The sequence below is a fragment of the Nocardiopsis quinghaiensis genome, from assembly GCF_008638365.1.
GTDB classification, from domain to species: Bacteria; Actinomycetota; Actinomycetes; order Streptosporangiales; family Streptosporangiaceae; genus Nocardiopsis; species Nocardiopsis quinghaiensis.
The window spans coordinates 242,098-265,582 of the sequence record NZ_VWVU01000006.1 but is presented as its reverse complement, the minus strand read 5'-3'; the positions used below and the strand labels follow the sequence as shown (position 1 = coordinate 265,582).

At 65.7% G+C, this 23,485-nt stretch carries 13 protein-coding genes and 1 tRNA gene; 8 read left to right on the top strand and 6 right to left on the bottom strand.

Features of this window, described 5'->3' with window-relative positions; genetic code table 11:
• Positions 1-26 precede the first annotated feature (26 nt).
• Complete coding sequence (locus FYX01_RS15090) at positions 27-239, top strand: hypothetical protein (protein ID WP_150241779.1); 213 nt, start codon at positions 27-29, stop codon at positions 237-239.
• A 257-nt stretch (positions 240-496) separates the two neighbouring features.
• Here the strand turns inward: FYX01_RS15090 and FYX01_RS15085 are convergent, their stop codons facing one another.
• Positions 497-1,441: a hypothetical protein gene (locus FYX01_RS15085; RefSeq protein WP_150241777.1), complete on the bottom strand. Its 945-nt coding sequence runs from the start codon at positions 1,439-1,441 to the stop codon at positions 497-499.
• Between the two features lie 1,984 nt (positions 1,442-3,425).
• On the opposite strand from FYX01_RS15085, the gene cas7g reads away from it, so the two are divergent.
• Genes cas7g through cas3g form a run of 3 tightly spaced genes read left to right on the top strand, consistent with a single transcriptional unit; the run spans position 3,426 to position 10,105 of the window.
• Positions 3,426-4,604, top strand: coding sequence for a type I-G CRISPR-associated RAMP protein Csb1/Cas7g (gene cas7g / locus FYX01_RS15080; protein WP_150241775.1), 1,179 nt, complete (start codon positions 3,426-3,428; stop codon positions 4,602-4,604).
• Positions 4,605-4,608: 4 nt separating this feature from the next.
• Complete coding sequence (gene csb2, locus FYX01_RS15075) at positions 4,609-6,060, top strand: type I-G CRISPR-associated protein Csb2 (protein ID WP_150241773.1); 1,452 nt, start codon at positions 4,609-4,611, stop codon at positions 6,058-6,060.
• Positions 6,047-10,105: a type I-G CRISPR-associated helicase/endonuclease Cas3g gene (gene cas3g / locus FYX01_RS15070; protein ID WP_150241771.1), complete on the top strand. Its 4,059-nt coding sequence runs from the start codon at positions 6,047-6,049 to the stop codon at positions 10,103-10,105. The genes csb2 and cas3g overlap by 14 nt, the downstream gene beginning before the upstream one ends.
• Before the next feature lie 3,969 nt (positions 10,106-14,074).
• Here cas3g and FYX01_RS15065 read toward each other — a convergent pair.
• Both FYX01_RS15065 and FYX01_RS15060 read right to left on the bottom strand, forming a co-directional pair.
• Positions 14,075-14,731, bottom strand: a complete 657-nt coding sequence (locus tag FYX01_RS15065; protein WP_150241769.1) for a class I SAM-dependent methyltransferase — start codon at positions 14,729-14,731, stop codon at positions 14,075-14,077.
• Positions 14,732-14,875: 144 nt separating this feature from the next.
• On the bottom strand, positions 14,876-15,331 hold the full coding sequence (locus FYX01_RS15060) for a glycine-rich domain-containing protein (RefSeq protein WP_150241767.1): 456 nt from the start codon (positions 15,329-15,331) through the stop codon (positions 14,876-14,878).
• 178 nt (positions 15,332-15,509) lie between these two features.
• On the opposite strand from FYX01_RS15060, the gene FYX01_RS15055 reads away from it, so the two are divergent.
• On the top strand, positions 15,510-16,808 hold the full coding sequence (locus FYX01_RS15055; protein WP_150241764.1) for a helix-turn-helix domain-containing protein: 1,299 nt from the start codon (positions 15,510-15,512) through the stop codon (positions 16,806-16,808).
• Positions 16,809-17,004: 196 nt separating this feature from the next.
• Here the strand turns inward: FYX01_RS15055 and FYX01_RS15050 are convergent, their stop codons facing one another.
• A complete protein-coding gene (locus FYX01_RS15050; RefSeq protein WP_150241762.1) occupies positions 17,005-18,168 on the bottom strand; it encodes a site-specific integrase in 1,164 nt (387 codons plus the stop codon).
• 649 nt (positions 18,169-18,817) lie between these two features.
• On the opposite strand from FYX01_RS15050, the gene FYX01_RS26190 reads away from it, so the two are divergent.
• Together FYX01_RS26190 and FYX01_RS15040 are read left to right on the top strand one after the other, a co-directional pair.
• Positions 18,818-19,087: a tyrosine-type recombinase/integrase gene (locus tag FYX01_RS26190; RefSeq protein ID WP_190394334.1), complete on the top strand. Its 270-nt coding sequence runs from the start codon at positions 18,818-18,820 to the stop codon at positions 19,085-19,087.
• Positions 19,088-19,111: 24 nt separating this feature from the next.
• Entirely contained in the window at positions 19,112-20,002 is an 891-nt protein-coding gene (locus tag FYX01_RS15040; RefSeq protein ID WP_150241758.1) for a tyrosine-type recombinase/integrase, read from the top strand.
• A gap of 719 nt (positions 20,003-20,721) precedes the next feature.
• Here the strand turns inward: FYX01_RS15040 and FYX01_RS15035 are convergent.
• Positions 20,722-20,808 (bottom strand) — tRNA-Ser (locus FYX01_RS15035).
• A 558-nt stretch (positions 20,809-21,366) separates the two neighbouring features.
• Here FYX01_RS15035 and FYX01_RS15030 point away from each other — a divergent pair.
• On the top strand, positions 21,367-22,509 hold the full coding sequence (locus FYX01_RS15030; protein ID WP_150241756.1) for an IS701 family transposase: 1,143 nt from the start codon (positions 21,367-21,369) through the stop codon (positions 22,507-22,509).
• Positions 22,510-22,519: 10 nt separating this feature from the next.
• On the opposite strand, the gene FYX01_RS15025 is transcribed toward FYX01_RS15030, so the two are convergent.
• The gene (locus FYX01_RS15025) at positions 22,520-23,440 is read right to left on the bottom strand and encodes a helix-turn-helix transcriptional regulator (protein ID WP_150241754.1); all 921 of its coding nucleotides are present in this window, start codon (positions 23,438-23,440) and stop codon (positions 22,520-22,522) included.
• Between the last annotated feature and the right edge of the window lie 45 nt (positions 23,441-23,485).

Sequence of the window (23,485 nt, the reverse complement as noted above, 5' to 3'; positions counted from 1 at the left end):
GCCGAATCGAACCGGAGGAGAAGCCCATGGTTGAGCGGATGATGCTGCTGGCGCTGGCCTGCGCCCTGAGCATGCTCGTGGCGGTACTAGCCGGAGTGGGGGCCGCCTACCTGGCCCGCCGTGACGGCGCCAGCTACCCGAGCGCAATCGGCCGCGCCGCGGCCACCGCCGCCGCCACCCTCACCGTCATCGCTGCCGGGGCCACGGCTCTGGCCGCCCTGCTTGCTCTCTCCGACTGACCACCATCCTCAGAGTCAGGTCGAGGGTGATGGCAGGTCGGGGACGGAATCCTCGTAAGTCGCCGCTCTGCTTCAACCTCGTTCTGGCCAGCGCGGTACAACGCATTACCTGCCGGAACCTAAACAGCCTTATCCAGGTCGCCAGTACCATCGTGTAACTGCCCCATGTCCTTTGAGGAGAGGATTTTTCCTGGCGAACTTGAAAGCTGGATAAAATCGTGAGAACTGCTTGTTAGGGAAATGGAGATCTCATGTATTCACATGGATTCGTTGTCCGGTTCCCAATCCGGATCCTCATCGATCTCATCAATGGCATGGCCGGTGATCCCTGCGAGTCTGAGTTCGAGCCCGTCTAGGACTAGATCGCATACACGGCAACCGAAGTGCCGTGGGCTGAACCAGGCGCCGTAGTCCTCGAGATGGTCGCGACCACTGGCCACGCCGAGAGAGCCACATGCCGGACAGTAGGTCGGGATGGACATGTGCCAACGACTGGAAACAGGGATTGCCTCTAGCGAAACAATGACCTGCTTTTTCTGATCCGCCGGAAGATGGCCAACCTTCATCTGGAAGGTTCCCTTGGCGCGCTGTATCTTTTCCTTGTAGCGCAAGTTTACTTCTGACTCTGTGTCTTCAAGGATTCGTCGGCTCAGGCCCTCGTGGTTCCTCCAAAACCATCCCTCTGTTCGCGATAGGGCTGCCAGGATCTCGTCAATGTATGTGATCCCCGAAGCGAGGAGTTCCTTAGTTCCTGAGCCTTGATCCCACACGCCTAGGTGAGTGATTCCGTTGCGTGCTTCCCTTAGCATCCGAACGCTGTCAGAGTTACCTCTGCTCTTTCTCAATAGGTTTGTGGTTCTGGAAATAACAGTCTCTCCTGCGGCGGTCCGGATGCCCTCCACGCCCTTCTGTGTCTTGTCCTCGTTTCCACTGAGAACCAATAGATCGTCGACCGATGGCCTGTCTGGGGCGAGAAGGACTGTTGATACCGAAGCCAGGTACGCCTTGGAGGCATGCTCTACGGATACCCCCATATGGTGGATAGAAAACATGTGGTCAGACGGTGTATCAATGTAGAAGTCAAGTGAACTGATGGCCCATCGCTGAGCCGACCTCAAGAGGCGTTCGGACATGTTCATGAGGAAAGGATACCCATATGGTCCACCTTCTGTCATCTGGATTTCGTCTACAGTGAAGACCATAAGAGTTCCCCCGTCAATACCTGGAGCCATGTCGCAAACACCGCCACCCCGGTTGCTGGGTGCGACATTCGAAAGCGGTACTTCTGGGGGAAATTCCGTTTGGCGGAATTCGCTTATTTCTCACGCGATGGCATCGCCTGCCGACAAACGTGGTGCGGTCAAAATGGATTTAGGGGCCTGTGGATCTTGTTGGAGCATTCCCTGGTAGGGGGCGCATGGCCTGTTCACGCATCGCTCGTGCTGCACGCTGGGTTCTTCTGGGAGTCGGAGAAAGGGTATTTAACGGCCAGGTGGCCTCGGCGTAGGCGCTCTCTGAATAGGAATTGAGCCCACCTGCCTCTCGTCAGTGTGGTGCAGTCAGCGGCCGCTTCAATGTGGACAGATCCTGAGAAGCCGTTGAGACTCGATCAACTTCGTCCTCCAGCAGTGGACCGAGTTCCTTTAACGTGGACGGCGCCTGAAGAGCTGTTGAGACCGATCGCACCCGCACACCCGGCAGCCCGATGGGGACCTTCAACGTAGACGGCTTCTGAGGAGCCGTTGGAACTTGATCCACAGATCTTCGTAGCTGTTGACCGTGTCCCTTCAACGTGGACGGCTCCTGAAGAGCCGTTGAGACAGTCCAGCCTGCACTCCGGCGGCGGACCACGCACCGCTTCAACTTGGACGACTCTCCAGGAGCCGTTGAGACGGCGGCCAGCTTGTCGTCGTGCGGACCCTCCGGAGCCCTTCAACGCGGACGGCTCACGGAGAGCTGTTGGGACGAGACAAAGCGCGTCGACTGGGCTACGAGCTGAGTCCTTCAACATGGACGGCTCCCGGGCAGCCGTTGAGACATGGTCAGTCCCTAGGCTGAGACCACGGTAATCACCCTTCAACGTATAGGCATCCGTCAAGAGCAGCACCAGGTTCTCTTGCCTTCAACGTAGACGGCCTCGAGGGGCCGTTGAGACTCCTCGGGGATGTAGGCGCCCGACAGGTGCGCGGGTCTTCAACGTGGACGACTCCCGAGGAGCCGTTGAAGAGCGGCGTTCAGTGGCTGTTGAACGCCGCACTGACCGCGCTTCAACGTGGACGGCTCCTGTAGAGCCGTTGAGAAGCCACGCCCACGACCGTGTCGATGCTGTGTGGGACCCTTCAACGTGGACGGCTCACGAAGAGCTGTTGAGAGGGGCGGGCACGTGCGCCCCGTCGAGGTGGGCAGGCACCTTCAACGTGGACGGCTCTCGGGGAGCCGTTGAGAAATGGGTCACCGCCGAAGGCGCAATCCTCGACATATGACTTCAATGTGGATGGTTTCTGAGAAGCCGTTGAGACTGGGCGGAAGTTCGGGTTCGACAACTACAAGGCCCAGCTTCAATGTGGACGGCCCCTGAGGAGCCGTTGAGACGCGACCGCCACCGGCATGGCCGCCACCATCCGCAACCTTCAATGTGGACGGCTCCTGAGGAGCCGTTGAGACGTGCCCACCAGCGTGTGGGCACACGAGCCTGAATCCCTTCAATGTGGACTGCCCCTGAGGAGCCGTTGAGACTGGCGCAGGTCGCGGGCGGTGTCGCCGGTGTTGTGCCTTCAATGTGGACTGCCCCTGAGGAGCCGTTGAGACCCCTCCAGCCACGCCCAGGTGTGCGCGTGCGGATTGCCTTCAATGTGGACTGCCCCTGAGGAGCCGTTGAGACGGCATCTGACCAGGGGATACCCGCGGCAAGCATTTGCGAGAAGGCGGATAGGTCTGCCCTCGTGGGTGTTTTGTCGCTTTTCTGCTTGGGAGCCTCCCGGGGTTTTCATGCTCACTCCAGGTTCGCGCGGGCCGAGTTCCTCACACAGGCACACGGTGATTGCCGGATCGGCAGGCTAACACTCGGTCCTGTCACACCTCACCCCTACGGTGTGGACCGGTGCTACCCACACCGCTGCAACACCCTCCACCCCGCTGGTCACCACCATCACCACGCAACCCTCTTGCCTGTTGAAGGAGACGTTGATGTCCAGCCAGTTCCTGGAGTTGCTGTTGGCCGCGGTGGGGCCTGAGCGCCCTTGGGCGGGGGTGTCGGCCCAAGCCGAGTACCGGCCTGCCGCGGGTGACAAGGTGTTCCCGCCCTCCTACCCTAAGGACAGGAGCCAGGAGCAGAACAACCCGCTGGCCGATGCGCCGTACCTGGCTGAGAAGCACTGGGTGGACGGCGAGCAGCGGTGGGTCGTGGTGCTGGACCAGGTGCCCAGCCAGGCCAACCGCGTCGAGACCGCCCTGCTGGAAGCCCGTGACGAGGGCCGGATCCGGCTGCCGTTGTTCGAGCTCACCACCACGACGTCCCGCGGCCCGGTGCGGATCACCTCGCTGGAGATGCCGCACCGGTTCGCTGACGCCTACCTGCGCGACAGCCAGATCGACGGGGTGCGCTTCCCCAAGACGGAGGTGGGGCAGAAGATTCGCGCGGTCACCGCGAGGGATGTGCGGGCCCTGTTCGAGTACTCACCCGAGTCGCTGCTCTTCGGCGGATGGGACTCCCACCGCAAGGGCCACCAGACCCGGTTCGCCCGCGCCTACTCCTCCTCCATCGTGGGTCTTGACCCCCGCCTGGGCCAACGCCAGGGCGGCCGGATGGACCCGGTCAACCTCACCGGCGCCGTCAAGGACTCCACCAGGGATGACTGGGAGTTCATGATCCCGGGGGAGAAGAAGGCCAAGACCAAGGGCGAGAAGCTCAGCGAACGCGGCCACGGCAACATCGCCCCCAACCCCGCCCACGGCGGGGTGTCCATCACCAGCGCTCGGCGCGCGGGGTGGTTGTCGATGGCCGCGCTGGCACGGTTGCGCTTCGGGGATGCTCCGGTGGAGGCGGTGCGTCTGGCGCGGGCCACGCTGGCGGCGTTGGCGTTGGCCGGGGACCGGTTGGCGTTCGGTGGGCCCTCGGTGTGGCTGCGCTCGGGTTGCGACCTGGTCCACACCGGCCAGCGCCTGGTCTTCGAGGGAGAGGGCGAGATGCGTGAAGAGATCGCGTTGGGGGTGGGTGAGGCGATCGAGGTGTTCCACGAGTTGTGCGAGCGCACCGCCAAGGCCGGTATCACCATGTCCCAGGAGGCCATCGCCCTGGAGCCGGTGCCGGCGCTGGCCAAGGCCATCGAGTACTCGGTGGCCAAGTCCGACGAGTCGGGGGAGTAGTCCTGTGCCGTTGGTGATGAGTGTGCGGCTCCTTCAGGGCCGCTATGACGCCGCCGATGGGTGGCGCGAGAACGTGGAATGGCCCCCCGCCCCCTCCCGGCTGTTCTGCGCGCTGGTGGCCTCGGCCCCCACCGAGGAGGAACGCCGAGCCCTGGTGTGGTTGGAGAATCAGGGGCCGCCGCAGGTGTGGGCGGGAAACCTGCCTGAGCAGGCGCGGTTTCGCTCGGATGGGTATGCGGTGACCAACAAGACCTCGGGCAAGGGCGGCAGCCAGTCCCTGCCCGGGCGGACCACCGCCCCGCTCACCCGGGTCTCAGGCATCCCGGACACAGGCGAGTTCGCGTTCGTGTGGACCGAGTCCGACCCGCCAGCGCAGGTGGAGAAGGCGTTGGCGGAGCTGGCGTGGAAGGTGCCCTACCTCGGGCGGTCCACCAGCACCGTCGCCATCCGCGTCCACACCACCCCCACTCTGCGGCCGGAGTGGACCCCCTACACGCCGGTGGCGTTGGGCGAGCGGGCCACCACATCGCTGGGTGTGCCCTACCCGGGCTACCTGGACGCTTTGGACCGAGCCTTTGAGCAGGGGGGTAGTGCGTGGGATGTGCGCCGCACGATCGGCTACACCACCCCTGACGCCCCCAGCGTGGAAGAGCCCGAGGTGGTGCGGGGCCCGTTCGGGACGATGCTGGTCTTCGCCTTCGGGCCCGAGGTGGTGCTGCCCGCTTCCGGTGAGCTGTTGACGTTGACCGACAAGCTCCGCGACACGGTGATGGCGCGCATCGGCCAGGACATCCCCGGGCAGGTGTCCGGGCACGCCGAACCGGGCCGCCACCACGTGGGCTTTGTGGGGTTGCCCGAGGTCGGCCACCGCCACGCCCGCGGTGCTCTACACGGCTTGGCGGTGGTGCTGCCCCACGAGGTGGACCCCGACGCCGCTGAGGCGGTGCGCCGGGCCCTGGTGGAGGAGCCGTTGACCCACCTCAACCGCGGCTACGGGCCCATCTTCCCCCTCACGCTGCAGACGGGGGCCTCCAACACCAAGGCGCTGAACCCGGCCCGCTGGAGCGCCCCCGGAACGGGCTCGCGGGTGTGGGTGAGCGCGACCCCGCTGATGCTGGACCGGTTCGTGCGCCGCAACAGCGACCCCACCGACAGCATCGCCCAGTCCGTGGTGACCGCGGGCTACCCCGCCCCCTCGCACGTGCAGGTCTCCCAGGCGCCGCTGACACCCGGGGCGATGCTGCGCCCCCGCACAGGCACCTACCCCGCGGGGCGGCCCCGGCGGTGGGTGCTGCACGCCCGCATCGAGTTCCCCGAACCCGTGGTGGGGCCCGTCCTGGTCGGCTCCATGCGCTACCTGGGCCTGGGATTGTTCGAACCCCGCCCCACCGCCCGCCCCCACACCCCGGCTGATGACCGCGCCCGCTTGGAGGAGGTCGCTCATGTCCTTGGCTGAACTGCCCACGTTCACCGCGTTCTTCACAGCCGTGCACGGCCACGGCCCCTTCCCCTGGCAGGCCGCCCTCGCTGACCGGCTCCTCGAAGGTGAGGACTGGCCCGAGGCCGTGGACGTGCCCACCGGGCTGGGCAAGACCAGCCTGCTCGACATCGCCCTCTACGCTGCCGCGGCCGGGGCGGCCGACCGGCGCCGCCGCGTGTTCTTCATCGTCGACCGCCGCCTGGTGGTGGACGAGGCCTTTGAACACGCCAGAGTGATCGCTGACCTGCTCAACGGACACACACCCCCAGACTCGGACCGCACCGCCGCCGACATGGCCGTCCTGGCGGCGATCGCTGACCGGTTGCGCCAGAGCGAGGACCAGGGCCCAGTCGTGGAGGTCACGCGGATGCGGGGCGGCACCACCTGGTCCTGGCAGTGGATCCAACGCCCCGACCGCCACGCCCTGGTGGTGGGGACCGTCGACCAGATCGGCTCACGCCTGTTCCTGCGCGGCTACGGTGTCTCCAACCGGCTGCGCCCCATCGACGCGGCCCTGGTGGGCACCGACAGTCTCATCCTGGTCGATGAGGCCCACCTAGCCCAGGCCATGCTCACCAGTATCGACGCCGCCACCGCCGACCAACCCGCGGACCGGCTCTCCCGGCCGCGTGTGGTGCAGATGTCGGCCACCGTCACCGACGGTGCCGCCCGCCGCGTGCACTCCATCGACGGCGCCGACCACGTCCACCCGGTGGCCTCGCTGCGGTTGACCTCGCCGCGGTGGATGCACTTGGTCGAACCGGAGAAGGTCACCAAGAAGAACGCTTCACAGGTCATCACCGGCCAGCTCGCCGCCTGGGCCCAGGCGTTGGCTGCAGCGCAGCCCATGGCCGGGCCGGTGGTGTTGGTGGTGTGCAACACCGTCGCGCGGGCCCGCGCGGTCTTCACCACCCTGGCCGATCAGCGTGTGGCCTCTGAGCAGGGGGTGTTGTTGATCGGGCGCAGCCGCCCCGTGGACCGGCAACGCCTCATGGACACCTTCTACGACCGCATCCAGGTCAAACGTGAGCGCGGCCGTGAGAGCGAGCCGTTGTACGTGGTCGCCACCCAGACGGTGGAGGTGGGCGCCAACATCGACGCCGATGTGCTGGTGAGCGAGTCGGCGTCCATGGCCGCGCTCATCCAACGCCTGGGACGGCTGGCCCGCACCCCCGAAACCCGCGAAGCACCCGCCGCTGGTGGCGGGTGGAACTGGCGTGCTCCCGCGGTCATCGTCCACGACCCTTCCGTGGAAGACGACGACCCCGTCTACGGCACCGCACGGGCGGGCACCTGGCGGTTCCTGTCCCGCCTGTGCCCGCCCCTGGCCACCCAGCCCAAGCGGGCCTGCGTCGTTGAGGAGCTGGGCACCGGGATCGCGGTCTCACCCACCGCCCTCAAGGACCTGCTCGCCCAAGCCAGTGATGAGGAGCGGGCCGCCCTGCGCGAACCGGCCAAGGCACCCCCGGTGATGCACCCCGGGGTGCTGCGGTCCTGGGAACACACCAGCCCCACCCCCGTGACCGACCCACCCGTGGCGCCGTTCCTGCACGGACTCGACACCCGCGACCCCGACGTCACCGTGCTCTGGCGCGAGGACATCGACCCCGCCACCTGCCTGGACCCGAACACCGGGCAGGTGGCCTCCACGGTGGTTGAGCGGCTACGGTTGGTGCCGCCCAGCAGCGACGAACAACTACAGGTCTCCCTGGCCGCACTGCGCCGCTGGCGCAACCGCAACCATGTCGCGGCCGGCCAGGTCGCCGACCTTGAAACAGCCCCCGCCCCCGAGGTGGAGGAGGTGGCCGAGCAGGAGTTCGTGCTGCGCTACCGCGGCCACCGCGACCTGGAACGCATCACCCTGCAACAGGCCCGCCCGGGGGACACTCTCATCCTGCCCAGCGCCTTCGGCGGATGCGACCGCTACGGATGGGCGCCCCAGCACCACACCGGCCCGGTCGTGGACGTGGCCGACTTGGCCTCGCGCCGCGGCTTCCCGGTTGTGCGTCTGGACCAGCGCCTGATCCACACCGTCGGCCTGGTCGAAGCGGACGATGCCAGCGAACCCGCACGGGCCCTACGGCAAGTACTCGAAGAGCTGCTCGCCGTCCAAGACGCGTTCGAGGAGACCGGCCGGGCCCCCGAGCCAGGCGACTACCGCGCCCCCCTGAGGCGGCTGCGCGCGCTCGTGCACGCACACGACCTGCGCCACCCACTGGCCACGAACCTGACCCTGCTTGCCCAAGCCGCCGAGAACGGCACCCTACTCGTCAAGGTCCTTCCTCAAGCGAGCGAGGACACCGGGCTGCAGGGACGCATCGTCCTGTCCATGCGCAAAGCGCTGCGTGGCGGCGACACCGACGAGGTCTCGGCCTCCACCACCACCGACACCGAACCGGTGTGGCTGGACGAGCACCAGGCCCAGGTCGCCCGCCAAGCTGCGGCTTTTGCCCGCAACATCGGCCTGACCCAGACCGAGGTACACGCCGTCTACCTGGCGGGCCTGTACCACGACGAGGGCAAACGCGACCCCCGTTTCCAGACGATCCTGCGCGGCGGATTGCCCTTGCCCGCCGCCCAGGCGCAGGTAGGGCGGGTGCTCGCCAAGTCGCTCCAGGCTCCGACCGACGCGACCGCACGTGAACAGGCGCTACAGGCTTCGGGCTACCCGCCCGGTACACGCCATGAGGGGCTCTCCGCGCGCATCGCCGAACACCACCTGGATCGTCACGGTCTCGACGGGCAGATGCGGGACCTGGTGCTGCACCTGGTGGCCTCCCACCACGGCCACTCCCGTCCCCTGCTGCCCCCGGTACCCGACCCCGCGCCCATCCAGGTGCCGCTCCCGGCAACCGGTAGCACGGTGGACACCGCGGACCTGCTGGACTGGCGCTCCCCAGCCCGCTTCGCCCGTCTCAACGACACGCATGGCCGGTGGAGGCTGACCCTGCTGGAAGCGGTGGTGCGCATGGCCGACATGTGGTGCTCGGCCGGACAACCGGTCACCACCACCACGCACACACCACAACCACACCAGCACCCCACCCCCACCCCCACCCCCACAGGTGGGACACACACGGTGGCGCTGCCAGCCCTGGACGGACGCGACCCCTTGGGTTTCCTCACCAGCCTGGGCGTACTGCGCCTGCTCCACGACCATCTCGGCCCAGGCCACGTACGGCTCTCGTTCGACCCGTTCCTGGCCACTGCGCAGATCACCAGCCCACTGGGCAACGTGGAACAGATCAGCGCCGCCTTGCGCCGCATCGTCCAGGACATCCCCACCCAAGGGGCTCTGCCGCGGGTGGAGGCGGCCTGGCCACCCCAGATCGGTGTCGGCAAGGACCCCCTGCGCGTTCCCCGTCACCACCTACACGAGTTGCGCGCTCGGGCCCGTCAGCTGGGAGGCGAACACGCACCCGCCTGGGTGCACACCATCGTCACCGACCTGGCCACCGACAACGACGGCCGCGTCGTACTCACGCCCTTCATGGCCCCCGCCGGCGGGCAGAAAGCCGCCACGTTCTTCTCCAAACCCCTGGGACTGGTCCTCAAAGATCCCGAGGTCCTGCACCAGGCCCTCACCGGGTGGCAACGCCTGGAGGGGTGCACCGGGGAGAACCTCGATCACCGGGCCATCCGCACCGCGGTGGACACCACCACCGGCGTCTCCACACCCAGCGGGGTGCCCGGCGCGACCTGGCTGGCCACCCAAGCCCTGCCGCTGCTGCCGCTGTCCGGCGACGGCAGATACCTACGCTCGGGCCTGTGCTACCGCTACAACCGGCAGCGCATCATGATCTGGCCCGTGTGGGAACACCCCTTGGACCTGGACAGTGTCCAAGTCCTTCTCACACATCCGAACCTGACACCCCCACCCGCCGACCAACCGACACCCCGCGTGGACCGCAAGGGCCTGGTCCCGCTGGGGGTGCTCACCGTCGCTGCGGCGCACCGCCGCCCCATCCCGGGGGGCAAGTCCGCAGGCGTGCTCACACCCATGCCCGTCGATCTGCTCTGAGACGCGAACCCCAAGTACCCGCCTTATTCCCGGGAGGTTCCCAACCACAAAACCGCACAAAACGCCTGCCTTGTGGTCGCTGCGAGGTAACCTTTCAGTCCCTCTCTGACGTTCTGCCTGTTCGTAGGCTGTCTTAACGCCCTCAAGCGGGGCGTCTACGTTGAAGCCAGTAGTCGATGCATGCGCTGTGCGACTTGTGCGCGAGTCTCAACACTCTCAAGGAGAGCGTCTACGTTGAAGCTCCACCTCGTCACCCAGCTTGGTGATCGCACCGGCCGGTCTCAACGCCCTCGCAGGGGGCGTCTACGTTGAAGCACCCTCGCCCGGTGGCTCCCGTGGAACCCCATCGAGTCTCAACACCCTTTCGTAGGGCGTCTACGTTGAAGCGGGTGACTGTGGAACCCATCATCTACGCGGAACCGTCTCGACGCCCTTAAGCAGGGCGTCTACGTTGAAGCAGCCACTTGGCCGGGTGAGGATCGTCGGGCATCTTGTCTCAACGCTCTCAAGCAAGGCGTCTATGTTGAAGCAAGCGAGGTGTGGCCGACGCCGTCGTGCGCCTGTAGTCTCAACGCTCTCAAGTAGGGCGTCTATGTTGAAGCGCGGATCCGGTCCGCTCGTCTCTGTTGGCCCTGGAGTCTCAACGCCCTCCAGCAGGACGTCTACGTTGAAGCGCCTGAGCGAAAAGCCAGCTGATGAACATGGCACACGTCTCAACGCCCTTAAGCGGTGCGTCTATGTTGAAGCAGTTCGATCGCGTGCGCCCACAGGGTGTAGCGGATGTCTCAACGCCCCAAGTAGGGCGTCTACGTTGAAGCGGCACCACCAACCCGGACAGCCCGACGCACTGGCTGCCTCAACGCCCTCAGGCAGGGCGTCTACGTTGAAGCCACAGCGGCTCGAAGGACACTGCGAGACCGGTGATGGTCTCAACGCCCTCAATCGGGGCGGCTACGTTGAAGGTTCGACCGGCAAGCCTGATCCCTCGGGTCGCTGCTGTCTCAACGCTCTTAAGCAGGGCGTCTACGTTGAAGCCACGTCCAGACCTGTTCAGCGTGCCGCCGCGGCAAGTCTCAACGCCCTTGAGCGGGGCGTCTACGTTGAAGGAACCCGACCACCGCCACGAACGGGTACCGGTGCAGGTCTCAAAACCCTCAAACAGGGCGTCTACGTTGAAGCGGGGTGGAGGCTGGGCCCGGCATGATGGCGGTCTTAGAGTCTCAACGCCCTCAAACGGGGCGTCTACGTTGAAGCTCTGCGTTCTCGATCTCGGACACCTCGCCCAGCTCGTCCCAACGCCCTCGCGCAGGAGGTCTACCTTGAAGGGGCCATGGCGCTGGCATCCACGGCTTCGATTGCAGAGCTCAACGTCCCCTCAGGGTCGTCTACGTTGAAGCGAGCCGCTGGAGGAGGAGGCCTACCTCATCCAGCTGGCTGTCTCAACGCCCTTGAGCAGGGCGTCTACGTTGAAGGAGTACCGGCCTAGTCCGCATCGCCAACGGCAGCAGGTCTCAACGCCCTCCAGCGGGGCGTCTACGTTGAAGCGTGGTCACGTCGATCTCCGCGCCGTGACGCATTGCGTCTCAACGCCCTCAAGTAGAGCGTCTGCGTTGAAGCCTGCAGGTCCAGCACACGTACAGGGAACGCAGGACGTCTCAATGCTCTCAGGTAGAGCGTCTGCGTTGAAGGTTCCAGGCCTGGTTGGGTGGTGGTCCCGCCTGTGGTCTCAACGCTCTCAAGCAGGACGTCGACGTTGAAGCAGCCGAACCTGGCGCTCGGGGTCCGCGCAGGACCAGGTCTCGACGCCTTCCGGCAGGGCGTCTACGTTGAAGCGCCAAGGAACTAGTCACTTGCGCCTGCGCTACTAATCTCAACGCCCTCAACCGGGGCGTCTGCGTTGAAGGTTCTCCGAGGTCGCTCCTGAAGGGGCTCCCATGCAGTCTCAACGTCCTCAAACAGGGTGTCTACGTTGAAGCCTGCGCCAGGCCGTTCAGCGGTCCGCCGTCATCCAGGTCTCAAGGCCCTCGAATAGGGCGTCTACGTTGAAGCACTCCGAGCATTCCCGGGCGCACCACCGTGGAGGAGTCTCAACGCTCTCAAGCAAGGCGTCTACATTGAAGTGCCGGATGGGACCGCGGTGTGCTTTCCCGCTGGTCGTCTCAACGCCCTTACGCGGGGCGTCTATGTTGAAGCACGCCCATCAGCGTGCCGGCCGTGTACCCGACTCCGTCTCAACGTCCTCAAGTAGGGCGTCTACGTTGAAGGCTCATGTGGACGAACGACCTCAAGCAGGAAGTGCACGTCTCAATGCCCTCAGGCAGGGCGTCTACGTTGAAGGTGCTGGCCGTGTGCCGACGGGCAGGACTGATCCAAGTCTCAACGCCTTCCAGCGGGGCGTCTACGTTGAAGCATCCAAGAGACTTCTGAAGATGACCGAAAGAAGACAGTTTTAACGCCCGCGCAGCGGCGTCCACGTTTGAAGATCCAGGGGCATATCCCAGCGCTCCATCGAGCGCCGTGTCTTAATGTTCTCGCGTAGGGCTACGTTGAAGGAGCCAGTGCCACGGGTCGTCCGGTTTCGTGGTTGCCAGTCTCAACGGCTCCGTGAGGGGCGTCTACGTTGAAGGACCGCGGTCGTCACCACACTGGCGCCGCTGCTGACGTTCTCAACGCTCTGTAGGTGGCGTCTATGTTGAAGCTGCGTCTTGTACTTGTCGAGCCCGAGCTTCCGCCCGGTCTCAACAGCTCCTTGGGAGCCGTCCACATTGAAGGTTCGCGATGTACAAGTCCACCTCGCCCGCACGCGGGTGTCTCAACGGCTCTTCGGGAGCCGTCCACCGTTGAAGGAACGCCTCCTACGATCTGTCCCTCCTCCACCGGGAGGTCGCAACGCTTCTGATTGGGGCGTCTACGTTGAAGCACGCCCATCAGCGTGCCGGCCGTGTGCCCGACTCCGTCTCAACGCCCTCAAACAGGGCGTCTATATTGAAGGGAAGCCGGAGAGAACCTCACCACACCCACCATCTCGCCTCAACGCTTCCGAGCGGGGCGTCTGCATTGAAGGCCTACATGGCTGCACACGTCTCCTCTCTCTAGAGGGGTCTCAACACCTCCAACCGGGGCGTCTACATTGAAGATTCCTGGGTGAGGTGGTGTGCCAGCTGGTGACGTGTCTCAACGTCCCTGGGTGGGCCATCTACGTTGAAGATCCACCTGGGTGGCAGGACCCGACCCGGGCCCGGTCTCAACGCCCTCGAGCAAGGCGTCTAGGTTGAAGCGCCTCGTCGAAGACGTACAGCAAGTGGTCCGCTGGTCTCAACGTCCTTGAGCGGGACGTCTAAATTGAAGCTCGACAATCACATGCTCTACCGGTGGACGAAAGCCGTCTCAACGCTCCCGAACAGGGTGTCTACGTTGGAGGGACGGGGCCAGGGCGGTTTCGCTGTGGCCCCACGTGTCTCAACGCCACCGAGCGGGGCATTTACGTTGAAGGACGCCCGACAGGGGCAGGTCGCGGTGCAGCCACTCGTCTCAACGTCTCCGAGCGGAACGTCTACGTTGAAGGTTGTGGTTTTTCCACAGGTTGACCACGGTCACAGCGTCTCAACGTCCTTGAGGGTGACGTCTACGTTGAAGGCTCGGGCGGCATGTGCGTGTCCATGGACTGTCCGCAGGTCTCAACGTCCCTCGAACGGGGCCGTCTACGTTGAAGGATGAGCGCTATCAAGCACGTCCAGATGGGGTTGGCATCTCAACGTCCTCGAACAGGCCGTCTACGTAAAGGAGTGAGGTGCACCCGGTCATCGAGCGCAACTGAAGTTGATTCGGCTCGGTGGAGGCGGTCGTTGTAGGTCGTTTTGTTCGGGTGAACGTCAGTTGTGAAGAAGAAGCTGCAGTTCCCGAGCGTCTCGAAAATGATCTTCAGACCCACACTTGGGGCCGGTGCGTGGCTGGTTTGCCCGAAACTGGCTACAGGCTCTTGTGCGCCACCCCGATGAGGGTGCCCACATGGTCAGCCTCGGGAGCTGGTTCCACCCACATCTGCGCGTGCTCGAAGCCCGCGGTGCGCAGAAGCTCCTCCCATTCTTGGGGCTGGGCGGCCCACTGGTGCAGCCACACCCGCCGCCCGCGGAACCCGCCCCCGTACATGCCCTGCGGCCCATGTGCGCCCGGCACCGGTTCGGCATGGGCGAACACCAGCCGGCCGCCCGGCATCAGCCGATCATGGACCATAGGCAGCAGCACACCCGGGTCGGTGAACCACACTGCGCCCCACACCGAGTAGATCGCCTCCCACTGCTGCTCGGTGCTTGCCAGGAAGTCGCACACATCGCCCTGGTGGAAGAGAGCCCCCAAGGGTTCCCACCGCTCGCGTGCCTGCTGCACTTGTACGGGTGAGATGTCGATGCCTTCGGCCTTGACTCCGTCACGGACTAGCGCGGCGACTTCGACCCCACGGCCGCACCCTAGCTCCAACGCCGTGGCAGGGCTCTCGAGTAGTTCGCGTCCGGGCCCGTGGTCGTCCCACTGCGTCCACCCGAAAGCCGTGTCCAGGGCAGTGTCAGCGGTGACGCCGCTGGCGTAGCGGTCCCAGTACTCGGGCACGGTGGAGGTCGGGTTGGCCATGACAGGTCCCCTGCGGTCTGGGTGACAGGACCCGGCTCACGCTAGCGCGGACCTGTTCTCAGGCGCAGGGGAACGCGTGCAGGGCCACCACACCGACCGTGAAGACTCACCTGTGGTGTGGCAGCCCTGGCTGGGGTCGGGGAGCTAGTGGCAGTTGCTTCCGGGGTGGCACGGTGAGCACCTGGCCGCGTCCCGGTCCCACAGCGGCCAGTCCACGGCGAACCCGTTGGCCTCGATGACGCGGGCGGTGCGCTCCACCGTCCTGTCGTACTTGAACGCGATCTCGGGCACGTGCTCCAGGAAGCGGCCCTGGAAGTGGGTGGCGCAGAACTCGCGGTAGTTCACCGTGTCTAGGATGAACCCGTGCACGGCGATGTCCACCAGCGGACCGCAGCCGATCTGCAGGCCCTGGCCCCACTTCTCCATCGCGGTGATCAGGTACGCCACGGCCTGGCCGAAGCACCGCTGGGCCATCACCGTGTCCCAGGGGTGGTCGCGGGTGAGCAGGAGGATCTGCCGCTCCCACACCTCAGGGGAAACGAACGCACGGGGGTCACGGGTCGTGGACGGTGCGGCCACGGTCTCGACGGTCGCGGTCATGGGTCACCTCTTCCGTTCTGCGCCCCGCGGCGAATCCGTGGGGGCTATGAACCCAGGAAACGACCGCTCTACCAAGAGGATCAATGCGCCTGCGGCACGGGGACATTGACTCAAGAGGCAATCTTGCGCCGGGCCCTGGATGGGTAAGGTCCTTGACCCGACCTCCAGGAGTTTCGAGGTGAAGGTCAGCCGCTCCACCCGCGCTCAGCTCGCCCGCGAGGCCTCACGCATCCGCGCCGACCAGCAACGCCACGGCGCCACCATCACCGCCATCACCGACCAGATCACCCGCCACCTGCCCATCACCCCGTTGGAGGCCTGGCGGCTGGCCTACGGGTGGTCACGCCGCCACGTGGTCGAGGCCGTGTGCGATCTCTACCTCACCGACGGACTCGCCCCGCCCGGTCTGACCACCGCCATGCTGTGCCGGTGGGAACACGGCCAGGCGCGCCCCGGACCCGACTATCTCCATGACCTGGCACGCGTGTACGGGGTCCCCACAACACGGTTGGGTGTTCCCCTCCCCACCTATGGCCGCGGTTGGTACGGTCACCCCATACCGCAGCCGCGACAGGAGCACCACATGCCCCCCGAGTACCCCGAGCTGACGGCCATCGCCGACAGCATCACCCTGCACAGCCAGGACACCACCGGGGACCTCGCCCAACACGCGCTGAACTTCTACGAGCAGCGCTACAGCGACTTTCCACCACGGGTACTCGCGGCCGAGGTCTCCCGATGCCGAGCCCTGCTGATGGGCAGCACCGACACCGACATCCAACGAGTACTGGGATGGATGTCCGCCCTCCTGGGCAATCTGGCCCACCACACCCAGGACCCCACAGGCGCCCTGATCCACCTGGGCACCGCTGCCCGCGTGGGTGAGCACGTGGGCGACACCTTCCTAACCACATGGGCCCTGGGCGCCCAATCCATGGTCGTCATGGCCCAGAACCGGTCGACCGACGCTCTCGAACTGGCTGAGCAGGCCGCACATCTGGCGAGCACACCGCTACGCACGGCGCAGATCAACGCTTGGTGCCGGCTGCGCCCCTTGGCCGCCCTCGGACGCACCGACGAGCTCCTCGCGAACACCGCCCAGGCCCAGCGCGAGATGGACCGGGCGGAGGATGCTCCCGGCCGGTTCGGGTTCGACCGAGCTGAGTTCGAGCTGCACTTGGCCGAAGCACTCCTCTCACTCAACCCGGCCAGGTCGGTCGAACACGCCCAAACGTCAGCGGCCCTCAAACGCTCGGGCTCGCCCGGGTGGGCGGCTGCTGTGACTGTGCATGCACGAGCCCTGGCCGCTCAGCACCATGTGCGCGATGCAGCTTCGTTGGGCGAAAGTGTGCTCGATGCTGTTCCCGCCGGGTCGCTTCGAGCCACCACACGGCAACGGCTCCACTCTCTCGTGACCGACCTGGATTCCACCCCGGTCGGCCTCGCCCTGGCAGACCGGGTCTCTTGCCTCGGCTGAGTCGCCACCGAAAGCCGTGAGACGGCCCGGATACAACACCACAATCCAGTTCACCAACAGCACCTGGGCTCAACCGTTCCACGGTAGAGGCGACGCCGAAGGGTGTGTCTCCTGCGGTCGAGGCGGTACACCCACGTGCACCCTCCCTCGTCCCGGTACAGCTCACCCCCTCCACCACGTACAGCTAGGGGAGAGTTCAGGCAGGTTCACGGCCCAGGAGGGTGAAGACCGCTTCTGCGGCCTGGTGGTCGTTGTAGGGCATCACGTTCGTGTAGACGTCAGCGGTGAAGGCATAGCTGCTGTGCCCGAGCGTGTCGGAGATGATCTTCATGTCCGCGCCCGCGGCTAGCGTGAGGCTCGCGGCGCAGTGCCGAAGGTCGTGGAACCGGATCGGAGGCAGGCCAGCCTCGTCCGACAGGTGGAGGAAGCGCTCTCGCAGGGTGTGGCGGCTGACCCGCTTGCCCCACGGATCGGTGAAGACCAGCCCGCTGTGCGTCCACAGCAGACCACTCCGCTCGCGCTCGCGCTGTTGGGCATGGCGCCAGTGGCGCAGGGCCACGACGTTGGCCTGCCCCAGGTGGATGGTGCGGCGGCTGCGCTCTGTCTTCGTGCCTTGGATGGTCAAGGAACCCGGCGCATTGAGATCGACGTCGGGCCACCGCAGCCCCAACAGCTCACCACACCGGGGGCCGCGGCTCATCGCCAGCTGATACAGCGCGAAGTAGCGATCACCCACCTCGGCTAGGTGGTGTAGGAAGGCCACGCACTGCTCGGTGATCCACACCATGACCTTGGCCGGCTTCTGGCCGGTCTCCCGCCAGGCATCGACCCGCGCCTGGGTCCACATCATGGGCGGCTCTTTCGCCACCGGAGGGAGACCGGTGTGGGTGGCGGGGTTGGTGACGATCAATCCCTTTTCGCACGCGTCCGTCAGTACCGAGCTGATGACCGCGTGGACCTTGCGGATGCGTTTGGCGCTCAGGGGGTACTGCCAGGTGCCTTGGAGCTTACGTGCGCCACCGTGGGTCCTGGTTGCAGCCAAGCGTTCGGTGATGGCGGGGACCAGGTCGTTGGCCACCATGTTCTGAGCGCCCAGGACCAGGTAGAGGGCCTGCAGATGCGGGGGCAGCAGCTTGACGAGCTTGAGCTCGCCCACGGCCGGGATGAGCAGGTGGTCGATGATGCGTGCGTAGTCCTCGAACGAGTTCTTGACCAGCCTCGGCTTGTTGCGGACCAGCCAATCCTGGAAGTACTCGGCCACGGTGACCTTGTAGGCGCAGGGGAGACCGCCCAGACTGGTGCGCAGGATCTCGGCTCGGACCGCCGCCTCGACCTCGGCGCGGGTGCGGAAGGGCCCCACCCTGGGTTGGTTACGCTTACCGTCTGCGCTAGGTGCGCTGTAGCGCCCATACCACTGTGCGTGCCCGGCCCGTTTGAATTTCGGGCACTCCCCTCTCCGGTAGGGCTTCTTCGTCTGCGGGTTCCGGCAAAAACACGTTCGAAAGAAGCTCCCGTTGATGGTGCAACCTCCAGCAAGCGGGGGGGGGGGTGATGTGCCAGTGCCTGTTATTCCCCCTATTCAAGCGATGCAACATTCCTCTTTGATAACTTCAAAGGCAGTCCTCTTTGTTGCAGCTCGCCTAAAATGCACTCGCGCGGTGAGTGTAACTTCTCGGATGACATCCTCAACCTTGAGGATTGACCCCCAGAGAAGACAGACGCCCCAGCTCCCACGGCCGAGAGCCCAACGCCCCGAGGGAGAGCACGGGGAAGTATCGAGTGCCCCCGCCGCAGAGCACAGCCCCTCACATACCGTGTCTGCCATAATCGTCCACCGAAGCGACAACCCAACGGCCACACACGAAAACGGAGGGCACCAAGTGCGCGGTAGCGTCAACCGACTTTGCTGGTGCAGGGATACCGAGACAAAGCGTCCCTACCGTCAGGGCCAGTGTCCCAAGTGGGCCAACCCCGCACACGGCAAGTGGTATGCACGCTATAGCCAGCCCATGGAAAAGGGAGAGCGCTGCCAGGGCCGGCTGGGCCCCTTCGACACCCAAAGACAGGCTCGAGCAGCGGTCACAGCCGCCATCGCCCGGACCAGGATCGGGCTGGTACCCCACGTGCCCTACCAGACCGTCTCCGAGCACGTTCAGGGATGGCTGGAGCTCCGCAAACCCGGCTGGACGGTCAGTACCTACAACGACTACGAGACCGTCTGGCGACTGTTCATCGCACCAGCCCTCGGGAACATCAAACTCACCGACCTCACCTGCTAGCACCTCAACCGCCTCTACGCGGCCATGGGTACCAAGCCCAACTCCGAGCTGGACCCCTACGAGCGCAAGCTCAGGCGGCGCCTTCAAGCGGCACGGGGACAGACCTCAGTCAAGGCGGTCTGGACACCATCCAGCCCAGGGCGCATCCACAAGGTGCACGCGGTCATCAGGTCTGCTCTGACCCAGGCCTGCAAGACCGGGCTCCTCAACCACAACCCCGCCCAGTACGTGTCCCTGCCGCGGCTGTCCTACCGACGCGCTCTGGTATGGACCCCGGAGAACATCGACTTCTGGCGCCGCACCGGAGAAAAGCCTTCTTCCGTTATGGCCTGGACCGAGAAACAAGCGGGACGTTTCCTCGACCAGATTGAAAAAACAGAAGACCGCGACATATCCCTGTTTCATCTAGCGTTGACCCGTGGCCCTCGATGCCAGGAGATGCTCAACCTCAAGTGGAGCGACATGGTCCTGGAAGATTCGGGAAAGGTTGCCATCCATGGAACCAAAACTCCGCGCAGTCAGCGCACCATCAGTTTGGGTAAAGCGAACGTTGAGCTACTGAAGAAATGGCGTCGAGCTCAAAAGCGCGAGCGTGGAATGTCCGGAAAGCAGTGGGCGGACGCGGGCCATGTGTTCACTGACAAGGACGGAAAGAGGATCACTCGCCAACAGCTCTGGAGGAAGCTGGGAGATCTGGCTCAAGAGGCGGGATTGCCGCCAGTTAGAATCCACGACCTTCGGCACTGCGCGGCGAGCCTTTCCCTGGCTGCCGGAACGGACCTGAAGGTGATCTCGGAAATGCTCGGGCACCGGAACTACAAGTACACCGCCGACACCTACGTCCACGTGATGCCCAAGCACGACCAGGTGGCTGCTGAAGCGGTGACAGGAGTTATTCCTCGCCGCGCGGCTTGACGCTCCAAGCCTCGAAGGGCGCCTCACCTGGAGGCTAAAAGCTCACCTCGTCCGGCCTTGGAGAGCAAACCAATGGTGCAGCTAAGGTACCTGCCCAACCAGCGATGGTGCCTCTGACCTGTATCAGTGCTGGCCCAGCCGCTTCGACGTCTCCACTCGGAGCGCACGGCGTCTACGCCTGCGCAGCATGGGCGCAGGTGCTCTTTGTCATGCTCCCTGCCGCTGCGTATCGATGGCCCGCGGCGCCGATACCTGCGCCAGGAACGAGTGGGTGTTGCCTGCGTCCAGAGGTTGAAGGGGCTGGATGACCTGCGGTTTTGCCCTCTGGAGCGCCTGTAAGCGGCAGGCCGCCTCGGTCGACGATCAGGGTAATCCCTCATCATGCGATCGGATGTTCGAAGCTCCAGGGGTCTCACGCACAGCGAGGAACGGCGTTCGCCGCTTTTCTGTGACCCAGGTCACTCTCGCTTGGTGCAAAAATGCCCGGATTTGGCTCGGATCGAGGCCCTGGAGAGCTGAACGGTACCGCACGCCTTTGGCGGCACCCCTCGGTCCCAAGCTGCCTGCAGAGTCATCCTCGCAGGTCAGTGACCAGGACGGCGAGCCGTGGGTGGCTGGCGTGCGCGGCTGGCACGGATTCTGTGCCAACCACCCCCCAGACATGAAGAAACCTGGGGCTTCCCTCGCTCGCGCGATGCGAGAAGCCCCAGGTCGGAGCGCGGAGGATATGGGATTTGAACCCATGAGGGGGTTGCCCCCCAACCGCATTAGCAGTGCGGCGCCATAGGCCTCTAGGCGAATCCTCCTGCGTGGGACCAGCCTACAGACACCACAGACTGTTGTGCAAAACGGAGGTGCGGTCCGGGGGTGCATCCGCTTCGGTGTCGGGATCCGGGGGTGCGCCCGCTGTCCCGTGCCCTGTTCCGCTCCCGCCCGTCTCGGGGCGGGGAGGTGTCAGGGGCGGGGCGGCGGGGCCGTGCGCAACGCTTGGGAAGCGGTTGATGACCGTTCGTCTACGGATGTGGACCACGGTTCCACCCGCTGTCCATGTGACAAATGACACAGGTGATTCAGGCGTCCGATGGCCGTGCCACCGAGAGTCCCAGGTCGGCATGACGATGGCGGCCACCCGACCCGAGGCACACGGGCGTCGTTCCGGAGGACGTCCGGATTCGGCCACAACAGCCCGTACGCACTTGTGATGCGAAAACGGGCTGAGCCCTCCGACTCTGTGGCCTGCTGTTCCTCACGGTGCGTTTCCGTTCATTACAGGACAATCCGTCTGTTTTCTCTCTCCGTCGGGTGATAAGAAAAGCTCTGCTCAAGCAAAAGCGGGCGATTCCGTCAGAAAGAGGAGACCCACCATGGCGCAGCTGACCCGATGCCATCCGAGCGAGCGACCACGGGGCCAGTACGACGACACGACTCGGCTGGAGACTTTCGTTCAACGCGTCTTCCAGCACATGAACCGGCCCACGCAGCGGCAGTCGGCGACCGTCTACATCCGGGGAATCCTCGCCACACCGGGCAAGAAGTCGATCAACCGCATCGCTTCCACCCTCGGACTGCCCGACAGGGTGCGGCACTCGTTAAGGCACCTGGTCAACGACAGCCCGTGGGACTGGGAACCCGCGCGCGCCGAGCTCGCGCGGAGCGTGCACGACCTGGGCGAAGCACATGCCTGGGCGCTCGTGCCCGCGTTCATCCCCAAACGGGGGGCGAAGTCGCCCGGCGTCCACCGGGCCTTCGTCCCCACCATCGAACGTACGATCAACTGCCAGATCGGCATGGGGCTGTTCCTCGTCGGCGGAAACGGCGCCGTCCCCGTCGACTGGCGGCTCGTTCTGCCACACCAGTGGGTACGCGACGACGAGCTCCGCAGGGGCGCCCGTGTTCCGGACGACGCCCTGGCGCGGCCCCTGTGGGCGGAGATGCTCCACCTCGCCGACGCCACCAGGGCCCTCGACTGCCCGCCCGCACCGCTGGTCGCCAAGGTGTGCACCACGTCCGACACCACGGGTCTGATCCGAGGGCTGGCCCGCAGGCGCCGGGACTTCGTGCTCACCGTCCTGGAACGGGTGGAACTGCCCCTGGCAGCCTCACCGGTCCGGTCCCGCGGCGCCGTGGACATTCTCTGGTCGGCTTTCCTGCGCGGACACGCCTCCGCCACCGGCCACGGCGGGCGCCGCCTGCTGTCCACCCTGGTCCGGCTCGACGACAGCACCCCGCAGGGCGGTTCCTACCGTCTGTTCGCCGAATGGCCGCGCGGGGCGACCCGCCCCGTCCGCATGTGGTTGACGAACAGGACCGAACTTCCGCTGGGCGAACTGCTGGACGTCACGTCCGTCTACCAGTCCGCCCTGCTGACGGTCCAGGACCTTCAGGACCGCTTCGGACTCCTGGACTTCGAGGGCCGGACATTTCCGGGCTGGCACCACCACGCCACACTCGTCTCGGCCGCCTACTGCTTCGACCGGCTACCGGCGCGAGCACTCACACCGACCTGAGCCCGAGGGATCAGGGCCTCGCCCCGACCTGCTCCCCTGCCCCCGGAGCACTTTCCCCGCGCACGTCCGTGGCGGTGGGCGCCTCCGCCACCGCCCCCGCCAGGATCCGCAGCGCGTTCTCCGACGGACTTTCCGGCTCCGCGCTGTAGGCGATGATGCGCTGCCCCGGGCTCCCCGGGATCTGCAGCGTCTCGAACGCCAGCTCCAGTCCTCCCGCGACCGGGTGGTGCATCCGTTTGGTCCCCGACGTGCAAGTCCGCACCGGGTGCCGGGCCCACCGCTCCGCGAACGCCTGGCTCTGCATGGTCAGCTGCCCGATGAGTTCGGCCAAGCGCCGGTCGTCGGGGTGGCGCCCCGCCGTCAGCCGCAACGACGCGACGGCCAGGGTGGCCTCCTCAGCCCAGTCCTCGTACAGCTCCCGCATGTGCTCGTCCAGAAACAGCAGCCGGGTCAGGTTGGGTCGTAGCGCCGGGTTGTCCACGTCACCGAGACCGATGTGCCCCGCCAGCAGTCCGTGACCGAGCTCGTTCCACGCCAGGACGTCGTTGCGCCGGTCGAGCACCAGGGCCGGAATGTGGGTCATCGCGTTGATGAGCTGCCGTGCCGACGGACTGGCGTGCTCGGGACGCGTCGGGTTGGGCCGGCCCGGGGGCGCGGGGGAGGCGAGGTCCATCAGGTGCGCGGTCTCGTCGTCGTCGAGCAGCAGCGCTCGTGCGATCGCGATGAGCACCTCGCGGGAGGCCCTGGCACTGCGCCCCTGCTCCAGCCGCGTGTAGTGCGTCACGCTGACCCCGGCCAGCAGGCACAGCTCCTCCCGCCGGAGTCCGGGGACGCGGCGCCGGTCACCGTGCGGCACCAGGCCGACGTTCTCGGGGCGCAGCGCGCCGCGGCGGCTCTTGAGGAAGGCACCGAGTTCGGATGCGGGGGTCATACAAGCCTCTTCTCTCCCGGGACGGCGGTCACCTTCCAGAGAACG

What these genes read in the sequence shown, in the direction of transcription:
- FYX01_RS15060 (WP_150241767.1), bottom strand. Translation starts at nt 15,331, where the DNA reads ATGACCGCGACCGTCGAGACCGTGGCCGCACCGTCCACGACCCGTGAC.
- FYX01_RS15090 (WP_150241779.1), top strand. Translation starts at nt 27, where the DNA reads ATGGTTGAGCGGATGATGCTGCTGGCGCTGGCCTGCGCCCTGAGCATG.
- FYX01_RS15065 (WP_150241769.1), bottom strand. Translation starts at nt 14,731, where the DNA reads ATGGCCAACCCGACCTCCACCGTGCCCGAGTACTGGGACCGCTACGCC.
- FYX01_RS15040 (WP_150241758.1), top strand. Translation starts at nt 19,112, where the DNA reads ATGGGTACCAAGCCCAACTCCGAGCTGGACCCCTACGAGCGCAAGCTC.
- FYX01_RS26190 (WP_190394334.1), top strand. Translation starts at nt 18,818, where the DNA reads ATGGAAAAGGGAGAGCGCTGCCAGGGCCGGCTGGGCCCCTTCGACACC.
- cas7g (WP_150241775.1), top strand. Translation starts at nt 3,426, where the DNA reads ATGTCCAGCCAGTTCCTGGAGTTGCTGTTGGCCGCGGTGGGGCCTGAG.
- cas3g (WP_150241771.1), top strand. Translation starts at nt 6,047, where the DNA reads ATGTCCTTGGCTGAACTGCCCACGTTCACCGCGTTCTTCACAGCCGTG.
- FYX01_RS15085 (WP_150241777.1), bottom strand. Translation starts at nt 1,441, where the DNA reads ATGGTCTTCACTGTAGACGAAATCCAGATGACAGAAGGTGGACCATAT.
- FYX01_RS15025 (WP_150241754.1), bottom strand. Translation starts at nt 23,440, where the DNA reads ATGACCCCCGCATCCGAACTCGGTGCCTTCCTCAAGAGCCGCCGCGGC.
- FYX01_RS15030 (WP_150241756.1), top strand. Translation starts at nt 21,367, where the DNA reads ATGGCGCAGCTGACCCGATGCCATCCGAGCGAGCGACCACGGGGCCAG.